A 20,166-nucleotide genomic window follows, 5' to 3' on the forward strand; every position below is an offset into this window, starting at 1 on the left:
AAAGAAGCCGCTCCCGGGCGGCTTCATTGCGTTGGGCTCACAGCCCCGTGGGAAAGGCTTCGTGCATGTCGCCGTGCAGGGCCAACAGCGACTCCTTGGTCAGCGGCTGGCCATCGCCGGCACGCCAGGCTGGCTCGGGCAACAGCGGGGCCAGCGCGCGGGTGCTGTCCAGGTGCAGCAAGGCATCGAACTGTTCGGCGGCGCGGGAAAAGAAATGGTGGTTCTCGCGCTCGGCTTCAGGGCGGTAGACCACGCCGATGGCGCGCTGCAGCCGCGGTTCGCGCAGCACCTCGCTGGCCTCGCTGCCCGGCCGCAGCGGCAGCCAGAAGCGCGGCAGGCCGGTGTCGTGCAACAGTTGCTCCACGCTGCCGGCCAGCGCGGGGCGCACGCGTTGTTGCAACGCCGGCGCGTCCCAGTCGCTGGCGGCGGTGACGCTGCCGCTGTGGGTGGTCATGCCGACCAGCAGGCAATCGTCGGGTTGCCGCTGGCGCACCAACTGGCCCAGGCTCTGCTCGCCGCGCAGTCGGCCCATCTCGGTGGCGCGGGCGTCGCCTGTGTGCGAGTTGTGCGCCCAGACGACGATCTTCGGCCGCGCGACCCGCTTGGCCAGGTGGATGTGCAGCTCGGCCAGCATATCGGCCATCTGCTGCTCGCGCAGGTTCCAGCAGGACATCTCGCCCAGGCACATGGCGCGGCAGTGCTGCTCGCCGTTCTTCACCAGCCGCGCGTTCTGCGCAAGGTCGAAGCGTGCCTCTTCTTGATCCACCGCGCCGCCTGGGTCAGCCGCCTGCCGGCCACGCTGCAGCAGCTGCGCCATCGCCGCGCGCACGGCAGCCTCGCACGAGGGCGCAGCGCGCAGGCCGCTCATCAGGCCGTGAATCTCGCTGTCCGGTCCAAAGGCGTCGAAGCGGACGCACTGCGCGCGCAACGCCTTGGCGCTGGCCGGGTCGGCCTCGCGCAGGTGGTCCAGCGCCGCGCCCATGGCACCCTGCAGGCTGTACAGGTCCAACCCGTAAAAACCGGTGCGCACCGCCATCGGCCGCACGCTGTTGAACTCGCGCAGCCAGTCGATGAAGCCGGCGACCACGGTATTGCGCCACATCCAGGTGGGGAAACGCTGGAAGCCGGCCAGCGCGGCGGCGGGCTCCATAGGCGGCAACAGCGTGGGCCGGCCGGCGCTGCCGCGCACATGGCGGTTGACGCGCGCCGCGTCCGGCCAGTCGCCTTCGATGGCCACCGCATGGAAGCCTTTCTCGGCGATCAGCCGCTGCGTGATGCGGGCCCGCTGCAGGTAGAACTCGTGCGAGCCGTGCGAGGCCTCGCCCAGCAGCACCAATGACTTGTGGCCGACCATCTCCAGCAGCAGGTCATGGTCAGTGGCATCGCCGCGCAGCGGGCGCGCGGCGCGCCGCAGGCGGTCCACGCATTGGTCGTCAGGGGTTCGCATCGGGACGGTCTCCAGCGCCCGCGTCGTGGAGCGCATGCCTCGCATCGGGCAAATGGCGTGCCTCGGTGTGCCTCACACGGTGCCGCAGGGCATGCTGCTTGCCATGTGACAGATACACACCCCACCGGAGACCGCGATGAGCAACACCATCACCACCAAGCACCCCGACAAGCCACCCACGCCGCGCACCGACGGCAAGGCCCAGGCACCGCAGCAAGGTCCGGAAACCGAATCGGACGCAGGCGAGGAAGACCCCGGCGCAGCGTTGGACATGCCCAGCACCCGCGAAGCGATGGCGCCGGACGCGCCGCGGCAGGACAAGGGCGGCGACGCGCTGGGCGGCGGGCGCAAGTAGGGCGCGCAATCACCTGCGCTGGCGGGCACCAGCCCTGATGCGGGCTCAGCTGCCCAGGGCTTCGGACATGGCGCGTGCCTCGGCCTCGATGCGCGCGAGCAGCGCCAGCGCGGCCGGTTCGTCCAGCCGCAGCTTCAGCCAGGCGGCAGCGTCCAGCGGCGGGACGGCTTCGTCCGGCTCGTCGGCCAGGTCCAGGGCGTGGGCCATCGCGTCGCCCACGTGGATCAGCACGGTCAGGTCGGCCACGCCGTCCACGCCGTCCATTAGTGCGCCACCGGGCTGATGGTGGTTGGCCATGGCTTCGCTGATCAGCGCAGGGAAACGCCAGTGGCGAGCCAGGCGGGCACCGATCTCGGCATGGTCCAGGCCCAGCACGGCCTGCTCTGCCAGGTGGCTGGGCAGGTCGCCGGCTTGCGCATGGGCGCGCACCGCGGCGGCCTCGGTCGCGAACTGCGAAACCAGCACCAGCTGGCCGATGTCATGCATCAGACCGGCGAGGAAGGCCTGCTCGGCATCCACGCCCAGGCGCGGCGCCAGGGCGCGTGCGGCAACGGCGGCGGCCACCGCGTGGCGGGTGTAGCCGCGCAGTGACCAGCCAGCCGGTGCGGCAGCGGGTTTCAGCGCGTCGCCAATGGACACCGCAGCCAGCATCGAGCCCATGGCCCGCAGGCCCAGCAGGTTGACCGCGTCCCCGATGCGGGCGACGCGACCGGCCAGGCCGTAAAAAGCCGAGTTGGCCATGCGCAGCGTGCGGCCGGCCAGCACCGAGTCCTGCTCGATCAGGCGCACGCATTGGGTGATGGAGAGGTTCTCCTTGTCCAGCGCCTGCCAGACTGCGCGCAGCGCTTCGGGCAGCGGCGGCAGCTTGGCAATGCGGCCGTCCAGCCGCGCGGCGAAGGACTGGGGATCGGGTGTCACGACGGCTCAGGCCTTGTGTGGGCCGGCGGCAGCGCATCCGTCAGCCCGCGGTGGCGGCGCAGCAGCGCATACAGCGGATGCAAGCGCTGCTCGCCCAGCGCGCGGCGGAACAGCCTGGCCAGCCGCTGCTCGGTGGCAGCAGCGTCGGCAGTATTTGCAGCGGGCGGCTTGTTTTGCGGTTCGTTCATGACGCAGCGGGCGGCGGGGCCATGGGCAGGAAGACCAGGCTGTGGCCACGCGGCGAGCCGTCGGCCACGCGCAGAGGCTGCACCAGCACCTGGCCCGGGCGGCCTTCGAAACACTGTTCGGACCGGGCCGAGGCCGGCAGCGACAGCACGGCCGGCATCCCGGGCAGCGTGAGCTCGGCCAGCCAGCCTTCGGGCGGCAGGCCGAGTTGGGCTGCCGCTTGCGGCAGTTGCAGATGGGCTTGTTCGTTGGCATAGACCAGCAGGCCATCCGGGTCCAGGCCCAGCACCGCCAGCGGCAGCTGGTCGACCAGGTCGCGCACGCCCGTGCCGCGGGCCTCCAGCAGCTGGGCCTGGGCTTCCTCGCGGGCCTGGGCGCTGGCCAGCTGCTGGCGCAGCGTGGCCAGCTCGGTCTGCAGGCTGCCCACCTCGTCCTGCAGGCGGCGGTGGTCATCGCCCATCAGCTGCTGGCGGAAGGCCTGTGCCACCTGGGCACAAAGCCGGGTTTCGTCCCAGGGCTTGGCAGCCACCTGGTGCAGCGCCCCGCTGCTGACTTCACCCGCCACCGCGGCCCATTCCTCGGGGCCGGCCAGCGCAATGCGCGCCACGTCGGGATGCTGCTGTTGCGCATGCGCCAGCAGCGGCGGGCCGGACAGGCCGGGGTCGCACAGCATCACGTCGACCGAGCTGTCGGCCAGGCGGGCGCGGCCTTCTTCGGCGCTGGCGGCGGTGAGCACGCGGTAGCCTTCGCGGCGGAACAGCCGGCGCAGCGCGGAGAGCGCCGCCACGTCGTCGTCCACCAGCAGCAGGGTGCGGGTCTTGTGGCCGCCGCGCACGCGGTCTTCCGGCAGGCGCCGGCCTTCGCGCAGCAGCGCGGCCATTTCGTCGTTGGTGATGGGGCGGCTGAACAGGTAGCCCTGCATCTGGTCGCAGCCCTTGGCGACCAGCAGCGCCAGCTGGTCTTCGGTCTCCACGCCTTCGGCCAGCACCTGCATCTTCAGGCCCTGGGCCATCGTGATGATGGCGCGCGCCATCGAGACGCTCTCGGGCCCGTTGGTCATGTCCTGCACAAACGAGCGGTCGATCTTGACCACGTCGATCGGCAGGCGGCGCAGGCAACTGAGGCTGGAGAAGCCGGTGCCGAAGTCGTCCAGCGAGATTTCGATGCCCAGCGCGCGCAGCTCGCGCAGCATGGCCGCGGCGCGCTCGGGGTTCTCCATCAGCGTGCTTTCGGTCAGCTCCATGCCCAGGCAGGCGGGGTCGGCACCGGTTTCGAGCAGCGTGCGCTGGACCTGGCGCGCCACATCGCCCTGCTGGAACTGCAGCGGCGAGAAGTTGACCGCCAGCCGCACCGGCGGCAGGCCCTCGCGGCGCCAGATGACGGACTGTTCGCAGACGCGGCGCAGCACCCAGTCGCCAATCGCGCCGATCAGCCCGGAGCGTTCGGCCACCTGGATGAATTCGACCGGCGACACGTCGCCCCACTCGGCCGAGCGCCAGCGCAGCAGCGCCTCGGCGCCGATCACCGCGCCGGTCGCCAGGCTGACCTGCGGCTGGTAGCGCAAGCTCAGCTCGTTGCGCACCAGCGCATGCCGCAAAGCACCGGCCAGCTGCATTTCGCGCAGCGCGAGTGCGTTGGATTCAGGCCGCGCGAAAGCCACGCCGCCGGCGGCTTCGGCGCCCAGCCGCGCGGTCTGCGCGGCTTCGAGCAAGGCGTCGGCAGCTTCGCCGTCGGCCGGGAACATCGCGATGCCGATGTGGCACAGCGGGAAGACTTCGGTGGGGCCGACACGCGCGGCCTCCTGCAGGCCGGCCTGCAGCGCCTGGGCGCGCAGGTGCAGGGCCTCTTGCGCGGCCGGGCCGTCGAACACGCGCATGACCGCGAACTCGCTGCCGCCCACATGCGCCACGACCTCCTGCTCGGTGGCCATGCGCGAAAGCCGCGCGGCGATGGTCATGGCCAGGCTGTCGCCCGCGCCAAAACCCATGGTGGCGCGCAGCTCGGTGATGCGCGGCACGTCGATGGACATCAGGCAGAAGCCACGCTCGTCCCAGCGCGCGGTGTGGGCGCGGGCATCGAGCTGGTCCAGCAGGCTGGAGCGGTTCGGCAGTCCCGTCACTTCGTCGAAATTGGCCAGCTCCTGGATGCGGTGCTCGGCCTCGTGCTGGCGGGTGATGTCCTGGATCAGCGCCAGCCCGCGCGGCGGCTGGCCGGGCGCGCCAGCCTGCAGGATGCCGCGGTGCAGCACCACCAGGCGCTCGCCATCGGCACACAGCAGCCGGTGCTGCAGCTCGAAGGGTTCGCCCACCACGGCATTGCGCCAGATCGCAGCCAGCAGGCCGCGCTCATCGGGCGGCACCCAGCTGATCATGTCCACCGTGTCGTCCACGCCGACGGGCCTGCGGTACTCGCCGGTCAGCTCGCGCAGGCCTTGCGACACCAACACCCGGCCCGAGGGCCATTCGACCTCGAAGGAGCCGGAGCGGCACAGCGACTCGCTGCGCGCCAGCAGGCTGGCGGTCCATTCGCTGCGGCGCAGGGCGTCCTTCAGCTCGGTCACGTCGGTGAGGGTCACCAGGTCGGCATGGTGGCCGTCGAACATCACCCGCTGGCCGAACAGGCGGGCATCGAACTCGCTGCCGTCTGTGCGGCGGCAGCGCACGTCGTAGGCGCTGCCCGGCTCGCCAGCCAGCCGGCGGCGGATCTGCTCGGCCACGTGCGCCCGGTCGGTCGGCGCAATGAAGTCCAGCAGGCTGCGGCCAATGACGGGCCGCCCGGGCGCGTCGCCCAGCAGGCGCAGCGCGGCCGGGTTGGCAAAGCGCAGCCCATGCGCATCGACCACGACCAGCCCCACCTGGGCCTGGTCGAGCAAGGCGGCGGCGCGGCTGGCGTCCAGCCTGGCCTGAGCTGCGTTCGCGAAAGGGTCTTGCACCATGGATGTGTGGATCGAGGCGGCAAGCCGAGGCCTGCCATGAGGCCACTATCGGCACCGCCCCGCCCCAGCTTGAGAACAAGCCGCCTTCCATGGGGCTTTTCACCGACCCGGGGCCATCGCCAGGCCCGGAGAATGCAAGCTGCCGAAGCTCCCTGCCGCGCCGCATGCGCTTTCGGCCGGGCCTGGCCGTTCCAGGCGCCAGCCGCCCGTGCGAGGCGGTGCGAGGTGACCATGACCCCAAGTTCCGCTCCCGCCGCCGGCCCGGCTGGCCGCCCGCTGCACATCGGCATGGCCGGTGCCGGCCTGTCCTGCGCGGTGATCGCCCGCGAACTGGCCGAACAAGGCCACCGCTGCACGCTGTTCGAGAAGCGGCCGCACGTGGCCGGCAACTGCCACACCGAGCGCGACGAAAAGTCCCAGGTGATGGTGCACATCTACGGCCCGCACATCTTCCACACCGACGACGACGAGGTCTGGGCGCTGGTGAACCGCTACATGCGCTTCATGCCCTTCGTGAACCGCGTGAAGGCCACCGCACGCGGCCAGGTCTTCTCGTTGCCGATCAACCTGCACACCATCAACCAATTCTTCGGCAAGACTTTCTCGCCGGCCGAGGCCGAGGCCTTCATCACGCAGGAACAGGCCGACACCAGCATCGCCGACCCGCAGAGCTTCGAGGAGCAGGCGCTGCGCTTCATCGGCCGCGAGCTGTACGAAACCTTCTTTCGCGGCTACACCTTGAAGCAGTGGGAAGTCGACCCGAAGCGCCTGCCGGCGGCCATCCTGAAGCGGCTGCCGGTGCGCTTCAACTACAACGACAACTACTTCTTCCACAAGCACCAGGGCATGCCGGAAAACGGCTACACCGAGATGGTGGAGAAGATGCTGGACCACCCCAACATCGAGGTGAAGCTGGGCACACCGCTGGCCCCCGATGCGCTGGCCGAGTTCGACCACGTGTTCTGGTCCGGCCCGGTGGACGGCTTCTACGGCTACGACCTGGGCCGCCTGCCCTACCGCACGCTGGATTTCCAGCGCTCCGAGGCCGAGGGCGACGTGCAGGGCTGCGCGGTGATGAACTACTGCGACGAGGCCGTGCCCTTCACCCGCATCACCGAGCACAAGCATTTCTCGCCCTGGGAAACCCATGCGGCTTCCGTCTGCTACACGGAATTCAGCCGCAGCTGCGGCGAGGCCGACATTCCGTACTACCCCGTGCACCTGACCGAAGGCGACGACCTGCTGAAGGCCTACCAGGCGCGCGCCGCGGCGGAGCCAGGCGTGACCTTCGTCGGCCGCCTGGGCACCTACCGCTACATGGACATGGACGTGACCATCCGCGCCGCGCTGGACACGGCGCGCGCCTTCCTGGCCAAGCACTGAGCAGGTACCGGGAACGGCTGCGCGGGGTTTACGCGGTTTCCACAGGCCTGGCCAGCGACCAAGGGACTACCCTAGGAGTCATCGCATAGCATTGAACTGTGCCGATCCCAAAGGAACCCCCTGTGACGTCTTCCCTCTTCTCACGCCGGCACACGCTGGCCCTGGCGCTTGCCGCCGCCCTGCCCGGCCTGGCCCAGGCGCAAGCCGCGCCCTGGCCCAGCAAGCCGATCCATTTCGTCGTGCCTTTCGGGCCCGGCGGCTCGAACGACATCGTGGCCCGCGCGGTGGCCGAGGCCACCGCCAAGGTGCTGGGCGCCACCATCATCATCGAGAACAAGCCCGGTGCCGGCTCGATGCTGGGCGCCGACATCGTCGCCAAGTCCGCCCCCGATGGCTACACCTTCCTGACGCCTGCGGCCGGTGTGATCACCAACGCGATGATCAAGACGAAGATGCCCTACCAGGAAGACGCGCTGGTGCCGGTGGTGATGATGGCCGTGAGCCCGTCGGTCATCGTGGTGCCGGCCGATTCGAAGATCAGGGACCTGAAGGGCCTGGTTGCCGCTTCGAAAAAGGGCGATGGCCTGAACTTCTCGACCGCCGGCACCGGCAGCACGCCGCACTTCGTCGCCGAGATGCTCAAGCTCAAGGCCGGGGCGAAGATGCAGATCATCCCGTTCAAGAGCGGTTCGGAAGGCATGTCGGCCGTGGTGGGCAACCAGGTGGACGCGACCTCCGAAGGCAGCCCCATCGTGCTGCCGATGATCAAGGGCGGCAAGCTGATCCCCATCGCCTCGACCTGGAGTCGCCGCATTGCCGCGCTGCCGGACCTGCCCACGGCGCAGGAGCAGGGCTTCAACGACATCGTGATCGGCCACTGGACCGGCGTGTTCGCGCCCAAGGGCACGCCGGACGCGATCCTGGACAAGCTCAATGCCGCGGTGAACACGGCGCTGAAGTCCAGCGAACTGCGGGCCCGGTTGATCCCCATGGCGATCGACCCGACCGGTGGCAGCCGCGAGGACTTCCGCAAGTTCCTGGCCGCCGAGAAGGCCAGGCTGGGGCCCATTGCCAAGGCCGCGCAAATGCGGGAAGACTGAACGCGAGGACAGTTCTACTCGGCGGGCTGGGTGAGCGACTGCAGCGCGGCTTCGTAGTCGAAGCGCTGCAGGTCCTGGTTCAGGCGCTGCAGCTGCGCCTCGCCCAGGGCCCGCCGCAGCACGGCTTCGTGGGCCTGCGCAAAGGCGCCCGCGGCCAGGTGCCCGGTCGCGAGGTGTTCACGCAGTTGCATCAGCACCTGCTCGGGGCTGATCCAAGGCTGGGCTGAGGCGCGTTCGTCGCCAGCCGGCGCGGCGCCTGGCTCGCTGTCGGCCTCGGCCAACGCAGCCAGCAGCGGCACCAGGCTCGCCTGCAGGGCCTCGACCAGACGGGCCAGCGCGGCCGGTTCGACGGGCGCTGCTTCGGTTTCGCCGCGCAGCGCCAGCTCCAGCCCGCGGGCGGCTTCGGTCAGCGCTTCGGCGCCGATCGCACCGGCCGCGCCCTTGAGCGAATGCGCAGCCAGCCGCAGGCCGGCGGCGTCGCGTTCAGCCAGCAGGCTGGTCAGCCTGGCGGCATCGTCGGCATGGCTGCGGGCAAAGGCCTTCAGCACCCGCTGGTACAGCGCCGGGTCGCCACCGCAGACCTGCAGGCCGCGGGCCAGGTCCAGCCCTTCGACCTGCGGCAGGCTGGCTTCGCTGCCGGCCACCGCTGCAGGCAGCGGCAACGCCGGCAGCCACTGCAGCAGGCAGCGGTACAAGGTGTCGGGGTCGACCGGCTTGCGGATGAAGCCGTTCATGCCGGCGGCTTCGCAGGCCTGGCGGTCGTCGTCGAAGGCATTGGCCGTCAGCGCGACGATGGGCAGCCCGGCCAGCGCCGGCTCGGCACGCATCGCGCGGGTGGTGTCCAGCCCGTCCAGCACCGGCATCTGCATGTCCATCAGCACCAGCGCATGGCCCTGGCCTTCGCGCTGGGCCTGGCGGGCCATGTGCAGCGCCTGCTGGCCGTCGCCTGCGGTGTCCACGGTCAGGCCCACGGCCTGCAGCAGGTCGACCATGACCTCGCGGTTGACCGCGTTGTCCTCGGCCAGCAGCACCCGCGCCTTGCTGCGCCGGTTGCGCAGCTGCTGCGCCGCCTCGCCGCGTTGGCCCGGCATGGCCACCCGCGCATACGGCAGGCCGCGCTGGCACCAGGCGCTGAACCAGAAGGTGCTGCCTTGCCCCGGCTTGCTGGAGACGCCGGCTTCGCCGCCCATCAGCCCGGCCAGCCGGCGCACGATGGCCAGGCCCAGCCCGGTGCCGCCAAAGCGCCGGGTGGTGGACAGGTCGGCCTGCTCGAAGGCCTCGAAGACACGGCCGGCCTGGTCGGCCGACAGGCCGATGCCAGTGTCGCGCACCTCCAGCCGCAGCTGCACGCCGGCCGCGTTTTGCTGCAGCACCCGGGCAGACAGCCGCACCTCGCCGCGCTCGGTGAACTTGACTGCGTTGCCGGCGTAGTTGAGCAAGGCCTGGCGCAGCCGGGTGGCGTCCCCGCGCAGCCACAGCGGTGGCTCGACCGGCTCGACCCACACCGCCAGGCCGCGCGCCTGGGCCGGCTGCAGCACCAGCGTGCGCACTTCGTCGAGCAGCACGCCGAGCGAGAAGTCCACCGCCTCCAGCTCCACGCGGCCGGCCTCGATCTTGGACAGGTCCAGCACGTCGTTGAGGATGGACAGCAGGTGGTAGGCCGCGGCGTCGATCTTGTCCAGGCGCTCGGCCTGCAGCGGCGTGGTGTCGGCGTCGCGCAGCAGGTGGGTCAGGCCGATGACCGCGTTCATCGGCGTGCGGATCTCGTGGCTCATGTTGGCCAGGAAACTGGTCTTGGCGGTGTTGGCGGCTTCGGCGCGCAGCCTGGCATCGGCCAGCTCGGTGGTGCGGCGCTGCACCAGCTCTTCGAGGTGGTTGCGGTGCTGGTCCAGCTCGTCGAGCAGGCGGCGCTGCTCGGTCACATCCTGCACAAAGCCTTGCAGCACGGCCTGCTGGCCGGGACCGGAGGCAGCCGCCAGCTCGGCCGGCAGGCCGACCACGCGCAGGCTGCGCTGGCGGCCACCGGGCAGCATCAGGGGCTGCTCCAGGTCAAAAGGCTGGCCGCCGGCCAGGCCAGCGTCGATCGCCGCGCTGAGACGCTGCCGCTCCTCGGGCCGGCACAGCGCCAGCAGCTTGGCCAGCGTGACCGGCCGGCCGTTGGCCTGGCCCAGCATGCGCGAAACCTCGTCGGTCCAGGCTTCGCTGAGACCCGCCCCCGGCAGGCCAATCAGCCGGAAGCCGCCGATGCGGGCCATGGTGCTGACCTGGTGCAGCATCTCGTCCTGGTCGCGCAGCTGCTGCTCGGCGCGCATGCGCTCGGTGATGTCGCGCAGGATGCCGAACAGGCCGATGACCTCGCCGCGCGCATCGCGCAGCGGCCCCTTGGTGCTGAGGAAGGTGCGCTCGCCCAGCACCGTGGAGATGCGCTCTTCGGCAGTGAAGACCTGCTGCTCGCGCATCACCCGGTTGCAGGATTCTTCACGCTCGCGGGCCATCTCGGGCGGGAAGATCTCGTGGTCCAGCCGGCCCAGCACCTGCTGCTCCGTCAGCCCGGTGACGGCGCAGGCCTCGCGGTTGAACAGCAGGTAGCGGCCCTGCATGTCCTTGGCGTAGATCACGTCGGTCGAGCTGTCCGACAAGGCCTGCACCAGGCGCAGCGCCTGCAGTTGCTGGGCCTGGTCGTGGCGCTCGCGCTGGGTGGCGGCGAGTTGGCGGCGCTGGCGTGCCTGCCACAGCACACCGGCCACGATGACCAGCGTCAGCAGCCCGGCCAGGCCGATCCAGGTCAGGTCCTGAGCCGCACCGGCGCGCACCTCGGCTTCGTCGATCTTGGCCAGCAGCAGCCAGTCGCTGCCCTCGACCGGCCGGGCCACCGCCAATGCGGGCTCGCCGGCATAGTCCTCACCTTCCAGCAGCTGGCCCACGCGGCCGGGGTGCAGCAAGGCCTGGGCTTCGAGCGCGTCGGCCTGGCCCAGCGGGCGGCTGCGCCGGCCGGCGGCCTCGGGGTCGCGCCGCAGCGGGTTCAGGAACAGGGCGCGCTCGCCCTGGCGCGCCACCAGCAAGGTCTCGCCGCTGCGCGTGGGCACCGGCCACTGGCCGAGCGCGCGGACCGAATGCCAGTTGCTGTCCACCCGCAGCACGATGACCGCGGCTTTCCCGCCCGGTGCGCGCGGCAGTGCCGTGAGGAAGTCCAGCCGCAGCACGCCGTCCGGGTCCCGGTAAGGACCGATGCGGCGCAGCCCGCCCTCGCGCGCCAGCTCGCGGGCCAGCGCCTGCAGCTGGGGCGCCAGGCTGACGGCGGCCTGCTCGTCGCGCCGGCCTGGGTCGCCGCCAGGCTGCAGGTTGTCGATCTGCAGCTGCAGCTGGCCCTGCTCGTCGAGCAGCAGCACGTTGCGAAAGCCCTTGTTCTCGGCGAAGGCGATCAGCCGGCTGCGCAGCAGGTCCAGGTCCTTGCTGTCATGGGCGGTGCGCCAGTGCTGGTAGAGCTGGGTCCATGGCATGGCACCGTTGATGAAGCGCAGGTCGCCCATGCGCTCGGTCAGCCAGTCCGACAGCTGGGTGGACTGGGCCAGCGCAATGGCCTGCAGCCGCGCCAGCTCGGTCTGCCGGTGCTGCTGCAGGCTGGCCATCGCAGCGCCCATGGTGACGGTGCCGGTGCCCAGCGCGGCCACCAGCAGCGGCCAGCCCACCGACCAGCCGCGGCGCCGCCGCGGCGGCAGCAGCGAGCCAGGCCGCGCGGTCGAGTAGCGGATGGTCAGGTACAGCAGCACCGAGGTGATGGCGACAAACAGCCAGCCCTTGAGCGTGCCGAGCAGCAGCAGCTGGTCGACATCGGTGACCAGCCAGGCCAGCACGCGGTCAGACAGCAGGATCCACAGCGCGGCAAAGATGGCATAGGCCAGCACGATCAACCCGGCATCGATCTCGCGCGTGGCCATCGCATCGACGGGGTCGACCGGATCAACCGGGCCGGAGATCCCGCCCGGGTCGGCCGGCTGCGGCGGGAGGCTGGCGTCGGCAGCGGCCGGCGCGGCCGGGTCCGGGGCCGTGTCGCGCTGCTCGGCCGCTTCGCTCACGGGTGCAGCTGCCCGCGGTTCAATGCACGCGCGGCGCGACGGCCGGCGGCTTGTCACGGTGCCGGTTGGCAATGTCGACGAAGCGTTCGAACTCGTCTTCGAAGACGTCGACCACCGCCGGGTCGAAATGGCTGCCGCGGCCATCGTTGATCATGCGCCTGGCTTCGTCGAAGCTCATCGCCCGCTTGTAGACGCGCGGCGAGATCAGCGCGTCGAAGACGTCGGCCACGGCCATCAGGCGGGCGGCGATGGGAATGGACTCGCCCGCCAGGCCGTCGGGGTAGCCACTGCCGTCCCAGCGCTCGTGGTGCGAGCGGGCGATCTGCTTGGCCAGCGAGAGGAATTCGACCGGCCGGTCGATGTCGCGCTCGGCCTGTTCGATGGCTGCGGCGCCGAGCGCGGCATGGGTCTTCATCGGCTCCCACTCGTCGGCCGTCAAGCGGCCGGGCTTGAGCAGGATGTGGTCGGGGATGCCGACCTTGCCGATGTCGTGCAGCGGTGCCGAGCGGGTCAGCAGCTCGATGGTGTGTTCGTTCAGCGTGGCGGCGAAGCGCGGGTGGTGGCGCAAGGCGCGCGCCAGCAGCTGCATGTAGGCCTGGGTGCGCAGGATGTGGTTGCCGGTTTCCGGGTCGCGGGTCTCGGCCAGGTGGGCCAGCGCGCGGATCGTCACCTGCTGGATCGCGTCGTTCTCGGCCATGCGGCGGGCCACTTCGGCTTCCAGCGCGGCGTTCTGGTCGCGCAGCCATTCGCGCAGCCGGCGCGCGTCGATCTGGCTGCGCACCCGGGCCAGCACGACGGCAGGCTGGATGGGCTTGGCCAGGTAGTCCACCGCCCCGAGGCTCAGGCCATGCTCTTCGTCGCGGGGGTCGTCCAGCGCGGTCAGGAACATCACCGGGATGTCGTGGCTGCGCGGCTCGGCGCGCAGCCGGCGCAGCACTTCGTAGCCGTCCATGCCAGGCATCATCACGTCGAGCAGGATCAGCTCGGGCGTGGGCGCCTGGGTCGCCAGCCGCAGCGCAGCCGGGCCGCTGTTGGCGACCTGCACGATGCAACCCGCACCTTGCAGCACCTCGCCGAGCACCGTGAGGTTTTCCGGCACGTCATCAACAATGAGGACGCGTGCCTGCTCAAGGTTGGACGTCGAGCCAAGTGTTTTCACAAGCCGTCATCCCGTGGCCGAGGCCGCCTCCCAAGCGGCATGCACCATGCGCACCGCCATCGGCCCCGATGGCCCTAGGCTACTCCAGTCAACCCCCTCTACGTCACCCGCAAACCCTTACAGGTTGTGCGCCCCCAAGGACCGTGCTGCGCCCGGCCCGGCGTTTCCTCATGCGCGCCCCAGGGTCGACTGCCGCTCAGGGCTGATATTTCCAGGCACCCTTGTCGATCTTGACCAACACCCGGGCCCGCTGGTCCAGGCCCAGGTGGTCGGCGGGGGACATGTTGAAGATGCCGTGCGCGCCGGCCAGCTCCTTGACCTGCTCCAGCGCGTCGCGCAGCGCGGCGCGGAAGGCCGGCGTGCCGGGCTGCCCCTTCTTCAGGGCAACCGGCACCGCCGCGCTCATCAGCAGGCCGGCGTCCCAGGCGTGCGCGCCAAAGGTCGAGACCGAGCCCTTGCCGAAGGCGGCTTCGTATTTGGCAACATACTCCAGCGCACTCTTGCGGGCGGGGTGATTGGCTGGCAGTTGGTCGGCCACCAGCACCGGGCCGGACGGCAGGAAAGTGCCTTCGACGTTCTTGCCGCCCACGCGCAGGAAGTCGTTATTGGCCACGCCATGGGTCTGGTAGACCTTGCCGGTGTAGCCGCGCTCGACCAGCCCCGCCTGCGGCAGCGCGGCCGGCGTGCCGGAACCGGCGATCAGCACTGCGTCTGCGTGCGCGCCGACCAGCTTCAGCACCTGCGCGGTGACCGACGTGTCGGTGCGGTTATAGCGCTCGTTGGCCACCACCTGCAGGCCCTTCAGGCCGGCGGCCTTGCCGAACTCCTGGTACCAGCCCTCGCCGTAGGCATCGGCAAAGCCGATGAAGGCCACCGTCTTGATGCCATGGTCGGCCATGTGGCTGGCAATGGCCAGCGACATCATGATGTCGTTCTGCGGCGTCTTGAAGACCCAGCGCTTCTTGGCGTCCTGCGGCTCGACGATGCGGGCCGAGGCGGCCATCGAGATCATCGGCACCTGGGCTTCGGCGACCACGTCGATCATCGCCAGCGAGTTCGGCGTGGTGGTCGAGCCGAGCACGATGTCGACCTTGTCCTCGGTGATCAGGCGGCGGGTGTTGGCCACGGCCTTGGTGGTGTCCGAAGCATCGTCCAGCACGATGTAGTTGACCTTCTGGCCGGCGATGGTCGTCGGCATCAGGGTCACGGTGTTCTTCTCGGGAATGCCCAGCGAAGCGGCCGGGCCGGTGGCCGAGACGGTCACGCCGACATTGATGTCGGCCAGCGCCGGGCCGGCCAGCGCCAGCAGTGCGGCGGCTGCCAGGGCTTGCGGCAGCTTGTTCAGGGAAGAAAGGTTCACTTTGCTTGTCTCCGTTGTGGTGATTTTTCAGATCGCGGGAACGGTGGCTGGCGGAGCAGCCGCGCCTGCAGCGCGCACGGCAGCCAGCCCACCGAAGAACAGGTCGGCCACCATCGGCGCCATCTGTTCGTGGGTCAGCGGCTCGCCCGGCCGGAACCAGGTGAACAGCCAGTTGATCATGCCGAACAGCAGCATCGTCAACGGCCGGTGCAGCCCGGCCTCGGCCAGCGCCGGCCGCACCTCGGCGACCGTCTCGGCAAAGGCCGCGACCACGCTGCGCTGCACGCCCAGCACCTGCTCGCGCCGGGCCGTCTCCAGCAGGTGCACGTCCTCGGTCAAAACGCGGTGCTCGTTCTGCGCGCTGGCGTATTCGCGCACGAAGCGCACGATCAGCTCGCGCAGCCGGGGCTCGGGCGCCAGACCTTCGTCCAGCACCTGCTGGACCACTGCCGCCAGCCGCCGCACATGGCCCTCGGCCACATGGGCCAGCAGCTCGTTCTTGTCACGCACGTAGTGATACAGCGCGGCCTTGGACATGCCGCAGGCCGCGGCGACCTGGTTCATCGAGGTGGCCACGTAGCCCTGCGCGGCAAACAAGGCCGCCGCTCGCTGCAGGATCAGCTCGCGCTGGCCGTCATAGCCGGAGGAGCGAGGCCGGGCCATGCGCCGGTCAGCCAGCCGCCGGGTCACCCGGCGGCAGCTCGACCACGGGCTTGCCCTTCATCGTGTACGAGCGGCCACGGAAGACCGCGATGCGCTCGTCGCGCTGGTTGCGCACCTCGACGTCATACAGCCCGGTGCGGCCGGACTTGCTCAGCTCCACCGCGCGGGCTGTCAGCAGGTCACCCTCGCGGCCGGGTGCGATCAGGTCGACGTTGAAGCCGGAGGCCACGGTCACTTCGTTGTGGGCGTTGCAAGCGAAGGCGAAGGCCGAATCGGCCAGCGTGGTGACCAGCCCGCCGTGGCAGATGGCGTGGCCGTTGAGCATGTCGGCACGCACGGTCATCTGCATCACTGCCCGGCCGGGCGCGATGGACAGCAGTTGCATGCCCAGTGCCTTGGAGGCCCGGTCGCCGGCCCACATGGCGTCCCGCACCGCTTCGGCAACGCGCTGGGCGCGGGCCTGGTCGTCGTCCGTCGACTGCATCGGGTTTCAGCGGTCCCTGAAAGCCGGCACGCGCTTCTGGCGGAAGGCCTCCACACCCTCGGCGAAGTCAGGCGCGTGGCCCAGATCGCGCTGCACACGCGCCTCCAGCGACAGCGCCTGTTCCAGGTCCATCTGGCTGGCCTGGTCCAGCGCACGACGCGTGGCGACCAGGGCCTTGACCGGCATCGCGGCCAAGCGCTGGGCCATGGCCATGGCCGTGTCGGCCAGGTACTTGTCGTCCACGCATTCCCAGATCAGGCCCAGGCGCACCGCGTCTTCGGCGCTCAGCTTGTCGCCTGTCATCGCCAGCCCCAGCGCCATCGGCCGGCCCAGCAGGCGCGGCAGCAGCCAGGTGCCACCGCAGTCCGGCAGCAGGCCGATCTTCGAGAAGGCCTGGATGAAGCTGGCCGAACGGCCGGCGATCACCATGTCGCACAGCAGCGCCAGGTTGGCACCCGCGCCCGCCGCCACGCCGTTGACCATGGCCAGCACAGGCACCGGCATCTCCCGCAGGCGCAGCGCCAGCGGCTTGTAGTTGGCCTCGATGACAGCGCCGACGTCCACCCGCCCGTCGGCGTCAGGCACCATGCCGCTGTCGTTCAGATCCTGCCCGGCGCAAAAGCCGCGGCCAGCGCCAGTGAGCAGCAGCGCCCGGACGCTGCGGTCTTCGGCAGCAGCGTCCAGCGCATTGCGCAGCTCGACATGCATCGCCGAAGTGAAGCTGTTCAGCGCAGCGGGGCGGTTCAGCGTCAGGGTGCGCACAGCGCCTTGCTGCGCCACCAGAACCAGGGCTTCGGACATCGGGGGGCTCCAGTGAGAGGGAACCACCCGGTTCGCAATTCACCAACCGGGCGGTCGGTGAATGATAGGCAGGGGCGGAGCGCCGCACAAGGCGCTCAAGCCCGAGCCAGACCCGAGGTTTCCCGGGCTGGGGCGTCGTTTACGGCTTTCCTTCGTTCTGGATCATCGGATCAATGGGCAGCCTGTCAGTAGTGCCAACTTTGCGCACATAGACGTGGTAAGGGTGATCCCCCTTCTTGGTTGCTTTGTTAAACAGTGCCAGTTCGGTCGCGCTGAGCAGCCAAGGCTGGTATGGGAACTGGCCACTGGGCGTATCGAACAGAAGGGGATCGTCGGGACAGAACTCGTAGCCCTCGGTGGTCAGCGTGTAGACCATCAAAGTGTTGTCCTTCTTAATCGCGGCATCGTGCGGCTCGACATTGCCTTGTTCACTGCCACTGCCATCGGTGGCTGTGGTCACGCTAACGGTCAATAAATAGAGATGGCTGGGTTCCATGGATGCAGTCATGCGAGGTGTGGAATTGGGCAAGATTGGAAGCTCAGGTTGGTTGCCTGTAGCTGATGAAGCGCTACAACTTGTGTTGCAAGCGTTGGCGCAATTCAGAATACAACGGATGGCGAAATGAGCTGTCTCCCAACGCGTTCGCCAAAACTTCTGCCTGCTCAACCTGGCCCAGTCGCAACAACGCATGCGCCAGCAAAGCATCGGCATGGTGATCGCCGCTGCCCGCTCCGACTTTCAATTGATCGCTCGCTTGCTGCCACAAGGCTTGAGCCGCCACCGGGTCGTTGACCAGGCGATCCCCTAACCTCAGCTCAACTTCGGCGACGACGCGCGTTTGATCTCGGCTAAGTCGATTACCCGCATCCTCAAAGCGCTGGACGGTCGCCAAATATTCGCGGGCCTCCTTCTCCAGGCTGCCTGTTTCACCTGCCCCCTTAGGGCCAAGATGACTGAGAAGCCAGCTGCCGCGCAGGGCGATGGCCCATTTAGATTGGGCGATCGCATGTTGATTCTGCGATGTCAAAAGACGCGTCATGCGCGCAAGCAAGATCGGGTCGGAAAACCCAATCAATGAGCCTGACTGCACCCGGCGTAGATCATTGAGCTTGACGCGCGCCAAGCACCACTCCTGAACCCACCGCAGATTGTTCGGCTCAAGTTCAATCAACGTTTCCAGTTGGGAAGCGGCACTTTCGTGACCGTGCAGTGCCTCATCAATCCTGCCTAGGTTGACAAACAGGTCTCCACGCGCCGTCTCAGCCAAGGCGAGCTGGTACTGCAGCCGCCGGTCCTTTTCCGCCCCCGGTTGCTGGCGCAGCGCCTCGATTTTTGACTGCAGGGATTGCAGAGCACTTGCATAGTCGCCGAGCGCATCTTGCGCATCAGCCTCCCAGCCATAGGCAGTGGCCAGATCGAAGTTGTGGGAAGCCTGCTCACCAGCAATACCTTGCCAAACCTTCCGCGCAGCGACAAAGGTCTGCAAAGCTTCGCGTACCCGGCCGCTATCCAATGCCAGCACGCCAAGATTGTTGTGGGCGTAAGCCTCTTCCAAGCGCCAGTCCAGCTTGCCTGGTTCCAGCTGCGTCAGCTGCCGAGCCAATTGCAGATAACTCCCGAACTGCGCCTCCGCCTCGGGCAACTGACCGCGCCGCCTTGCCACCCATCCCACCCAATACACGCTCTGCGCATGGTCGAAGATGCGCTGGGTGTCTTTTGGATGGCGGGCCAGCAGTTCCGCGGTGCTGTCCGCAGCCTCGCGAAACATGCGCTCAGCCTCGGCCAGCTTGCCTTGGGTGTCCGCCACCTCGCCCATCAGATGCAGGGCACGGGCACGACGCCCCAACGCATCGGGGTCCAGCCGGCTGAGTTGCTGGTCGGCGTAGTAAGCCAGGGCTTTTTCGCCGACGGCGTCGAGCACGTCGAGGCGGCCGACGGGTTCCAGTTTCTTGCGCAGGTCGCCGAGCATGAACTCGATCAGGCCCTCGGCTTGTTCGCGTTGGTGGCGGGCTTCGTGGGTTTGCCACAAGGCCAGGCCGAAGCCGGTCGCCAGGCCCAGCGTGGCCAGCGCGCTGGCGCCCACGCCCCAGGGGTGGCGGCGCACGAACTTGGCGCTGCGGTAGAAGCGGCTGTCCGGCCGGGCGCTGATGGGCTCGTTGAGCAGCCAGCGGCGCAGGTCGTCGGCCAATGCTTCGGCATGGGCATAGCGCTCGGCCGGCAGCTTCTTCAGCGCCTTGGCGACGATGGTGTCCAGGTCGCCGCGCAGTTCGCGAACCTGCCGGGCGGCCTGGGCTGGATTCGGCTCGCCGGCCTCACCCGCCTTCGCAGTTCGAGCGGCCTGGTCATGCAGCGCTTCAGAAACCCGCTTGGGCTCGACCTCGATCAGCGCGCGCAGGCGCTCCAGCGGCGTGTCGCCGTGCTGGCCGGTGTGGTGCTCGGTGGGGTGGGCGCCGCTGAGCAACTGGTAGAGCAGCACGCCGAGGGCATAGACATCGGTGGCTGTGGTCACTTCGCCGCCCTGCACCTGCTCGGGCGCGGCATACAGGGGGGTGTAGGCATTGCCGGCTCTCTGTGTGAGCTCGGTGGCCGGCGTGGGCATGGGCTGTGTGGCATCACCGGCCAGCAGCTTGGCGATGCCGAAGTCCAGCAGCTTGACCTCGCCTGCGGCAGTGACCAGGATGTTGCTGGGCTTGAGGTCGCGGTGCAGGATCAGGCGGTGCTGGGCATGGGCCACGGCGGCCAGCACGTCCAGGAACAGCGTGATGCGCTGGCGCAGGTCCAGCGCATGCTCGCGGCAATGCTGGTCGATGGGCCGGCCGTCAACGTACTCCAGCACCAGGTAGGGCTGCTGGCCATCGGGGCTGACGCCGGCATCGATCAGCCGGGCAATGTGCGGATGCGCGAGTCGGGCCAGGATCTGCCCTTCGCGTGCAAAGCGGCCCGCGTCGCCCTGGCCCAGCAAACCGCTGGTGAGGAACTTGATGGCCACCTGGCCCTGGTAGCGGCCATCGGTGCGGCTGGCCAGCCACACACTGCCCATGCCGCCCTGGCCCAGCACCCGCTCCAGCGTGTAGACACCCACCTGCTGGCCGGCCTGCTGGCTGCCAGGCAAGGGGCCCAGCGGCGCAGGTGTGGCGAGGAAGTCGGCCGCGTGCTGTGCCTGTTCCCGGCGCAGCAGCTCGCGCAGATCCTGCATCAGCTCGGGGTCGTGCGCCGCGAGGGTGTCCAGGCGGCCCTGGCGCTGCTCGGCAGGCAGGTCCAGCAGTTCGTCCAGCAGCGGGCTGAGCAACGGCCAGCG

Annotated in this window: 15 protein-coding genes; 3 read left to right on the top strand and 12 right to left on the bottom strand. The window is 69.4% G+C overall.

From position 1 onward, the window contains the following. Positions 1-37: 37 nt before the first annotated feature. Entirely contained in the window at positions 38-1,447 is a 1,410-nt protein-coding gene (locus LRH25_RS20720) for an erythromycin esterase family protein (protein ID WP_231012108.1), read from the bottom strand. Positions 1,448-1,583: 136 nt separating this feature from the next. Here LRH25_RS20720 and LRH25_RS20725 point away from each other — a divergent pair, with 136 nt between their 5' ends. Beyond that, positions 1,584-1,802 carry a hypothetical protein gene (locus LRH25_RS20725; RefSeq protein ID WP_231012109.1) on the top strand — a complete coding sequence of 73 codons (219 nt, stop codon included), beginning with the start codon at positions 1,584-1,586 and terminating at the stop codon, positions 1,800-1,802. A 45-nt stretch (positions 1,803-1,847) separates the two neighbouring features. Here the strand turns inward: LRH25_RS20725 and LRH25_RS20730 are convergent, their stop codons facing one another. The 3 genes from LRH25_RS20730 to LRH25_RS20740 are packed head-to-tail and all read right to left on the bottom strand — an operon-like array spanning position 1,848 to position 5,841. After that, complete coding sequence (locus LRH25_RS20730) at positions 1,848-2,720, bottom strand: HDOD domain-containing protein (protein WP_231012110.1); 873 nt, start codon at positions 2,718-2,720, stop codon at positions 1,848-1,850. Further along, the gene (locus LRH25_RS20735) at positions 2,717-2,908 is read right to left on the bottom strand and encodes a hypothetical protein (RefSeq protein WP_231012111.1); all 192 of its coding nucleotides are present in this window, start codon (positions 2,906-2,908) and stop codon (positions 2,717-2,719) included. Before LRH25_RS20735 ends, LRH25_RS20730 begins: the two co-directional genes overlap by 4 nt. Next, on the bottom strand, positions 2,905-5,841 hold the full coding sequence (locus LRH25_RS20740; protein ID WP_231012112.1) for an EAL domain-containing protein: 2,937 nt from the start codon (positions 5,839-5,841) through the stop codon (positions 2,905-2,907). Before LRH25_RS20740 ends, LRH25_RS20735 begins: the two co-directional genes overlap by 4 nt. 231 nt (positions 5,842-6,072) lie before the next feature. On the opposite strand from LRH25_RS20740, the gene LRH25_RS20745 reads away from it, so the two are divergent. Continuing rightward, complete coding sequence (locus LRH25_RS20745; protein ID WP_211361592.1) at positions 6,073-7,224, top strand: UDP-galactopyranose/dTDP-fucopyranose mutase family protein; 1,152 nt, start codon at positions 6,073-6,075, stop codon at positions 7,222-7,224. Positions 7,225-7,346: 122 nt separating this feature from the next. Further along, complete coding sequence (locus LRH25_RS20750) at positions 7,347-8,324, top strand: tripartite tricarboxylate transporter substrate binding protein (RefSeq protein WP_141290829.1); 978 nt, start codon at positions 7,347-7,349, stop codon at positions 8,322-8,324. Between the two features lie 14 nt (positions 8,325-8,338). Here LRH25_RS20750 and LRH25_RS20755 read toward each other — a convergent pair whose 3' ends face one another. The 8 genes from LRH25_RS20755 to LRH25_RS20790 all read right to left on the bottom strand — a co-directional run bounded on the left by LRH25_RS20755 (position 8,339) and on the right by LRH25_RS20790 (position 20,064). After that, on the bottom strand, positions 8,339-12,400 hold the full coding sequence (locus tag LRH25_RS20755) for an ATP-binding protein (protein WP_231012114.1): 4,062 nt from the start codon (positions 12,398-12,400) through the stop codon (positions 8,339-8,341). 19 nt (positions 12,401-12,419) lie between these two features. Beyond that, a complete protein-coding gene (locus LRH25_RS20760) occupies positions 12,420-13,559 on the bottom strand; it encodes an HD domain-containing phosphohydrolase (RefSeq protein WP_310742439.1) in 1,140 nt (379 codons plus the stop codon). A 196-nt stretch (positions 13,560-13,755) separates the two neighbouring features. After that, complete coding sequence (locus LRH25_RS20765) at positions 13,756-14,919, bottom strand: ABC transporter substrate-binding protein (protein ID WP_375140578.1); 1,164 nt, start codon at positions 14,917-14,919, stop codon at positions 13,756-13,758. Between the two features lie 27 nt (positions 14,920-14,946). After that, on the bottom strand, positions 14,947-15,582 hold the full coding sequence (locus tag LRH25_RS20770; protein WP_141287837.1) for a TetR/AcrR family transcriptional regulator: 636 nt from the start codon (positions 15,580-15,582) through the stop codon (positions 14,947-14,949). Positions 15,583-15,589: 7 nt separating this feature from the next. Continuing rightward, the gene (paaI, locus tag LRH25_RS20775; protein WP_141287838.1) at positions 15,590-16,066 is read right to left on the bottom strand and encodes a hydroxyphenylacetyl-CoA thioesterase PaaI; all 477 of its coding nucleotides are present in this window, start codon (positions 16,064-16,066) and stop codon (positions 15,590-15,592) included. A 6-nt stretch (positions 16,067-16,072) separates the two neighbouring features. Continuing rightward, positions 16,073-16,867, bottom strand: coding sequence for an enoyl-CoA hydratase-related protein (locus tag LRH25_RS20780; RefSeq protein ID WP_141287839.1), 795 nt, complete (start codon positions 16,865-16,867; stop codon positions 16,073-16,075). A 139-nt stretch (positions 16,868-17,006) separates the two neighbouring features. Further along, positions 17,007-17,363, bottom strand: coding sequence for a hypothetical protein (locus tag LRH25_RS20785; RefSeq protein ID WP_141287840.1), 357 nt, complete (start codon positions 17,361-17,363; stop codon positions 17,007-17,009). Positions 17,364-17,436: 73 nt separating this feature from the next. After that, the gene (locus tag LRH25_RS20790; protein WP_231012118.1) at positions 17,437-20,064 is read right to left on the bottom strand and encodes a serine/threonine-protein kinase; all 2,628 of its coding nucleotides are present in this window, start codon (positions 20,062-20,064) and stop codon (positions 17,437-17,439) included. Positions 20,065-20,166: the final 102 nt, after the last annotated feature.

This window comes from Ideonella azotifigens, assembly GCF_021043325.1.
GTDB classification, from domain to species: domain Bacteria; phylum Pseudomonadota; class Gammaproteobacteria; order Burkholderiales; family Burkholderiaceae_C; genus Ideonella; species Ideonella azotifigens.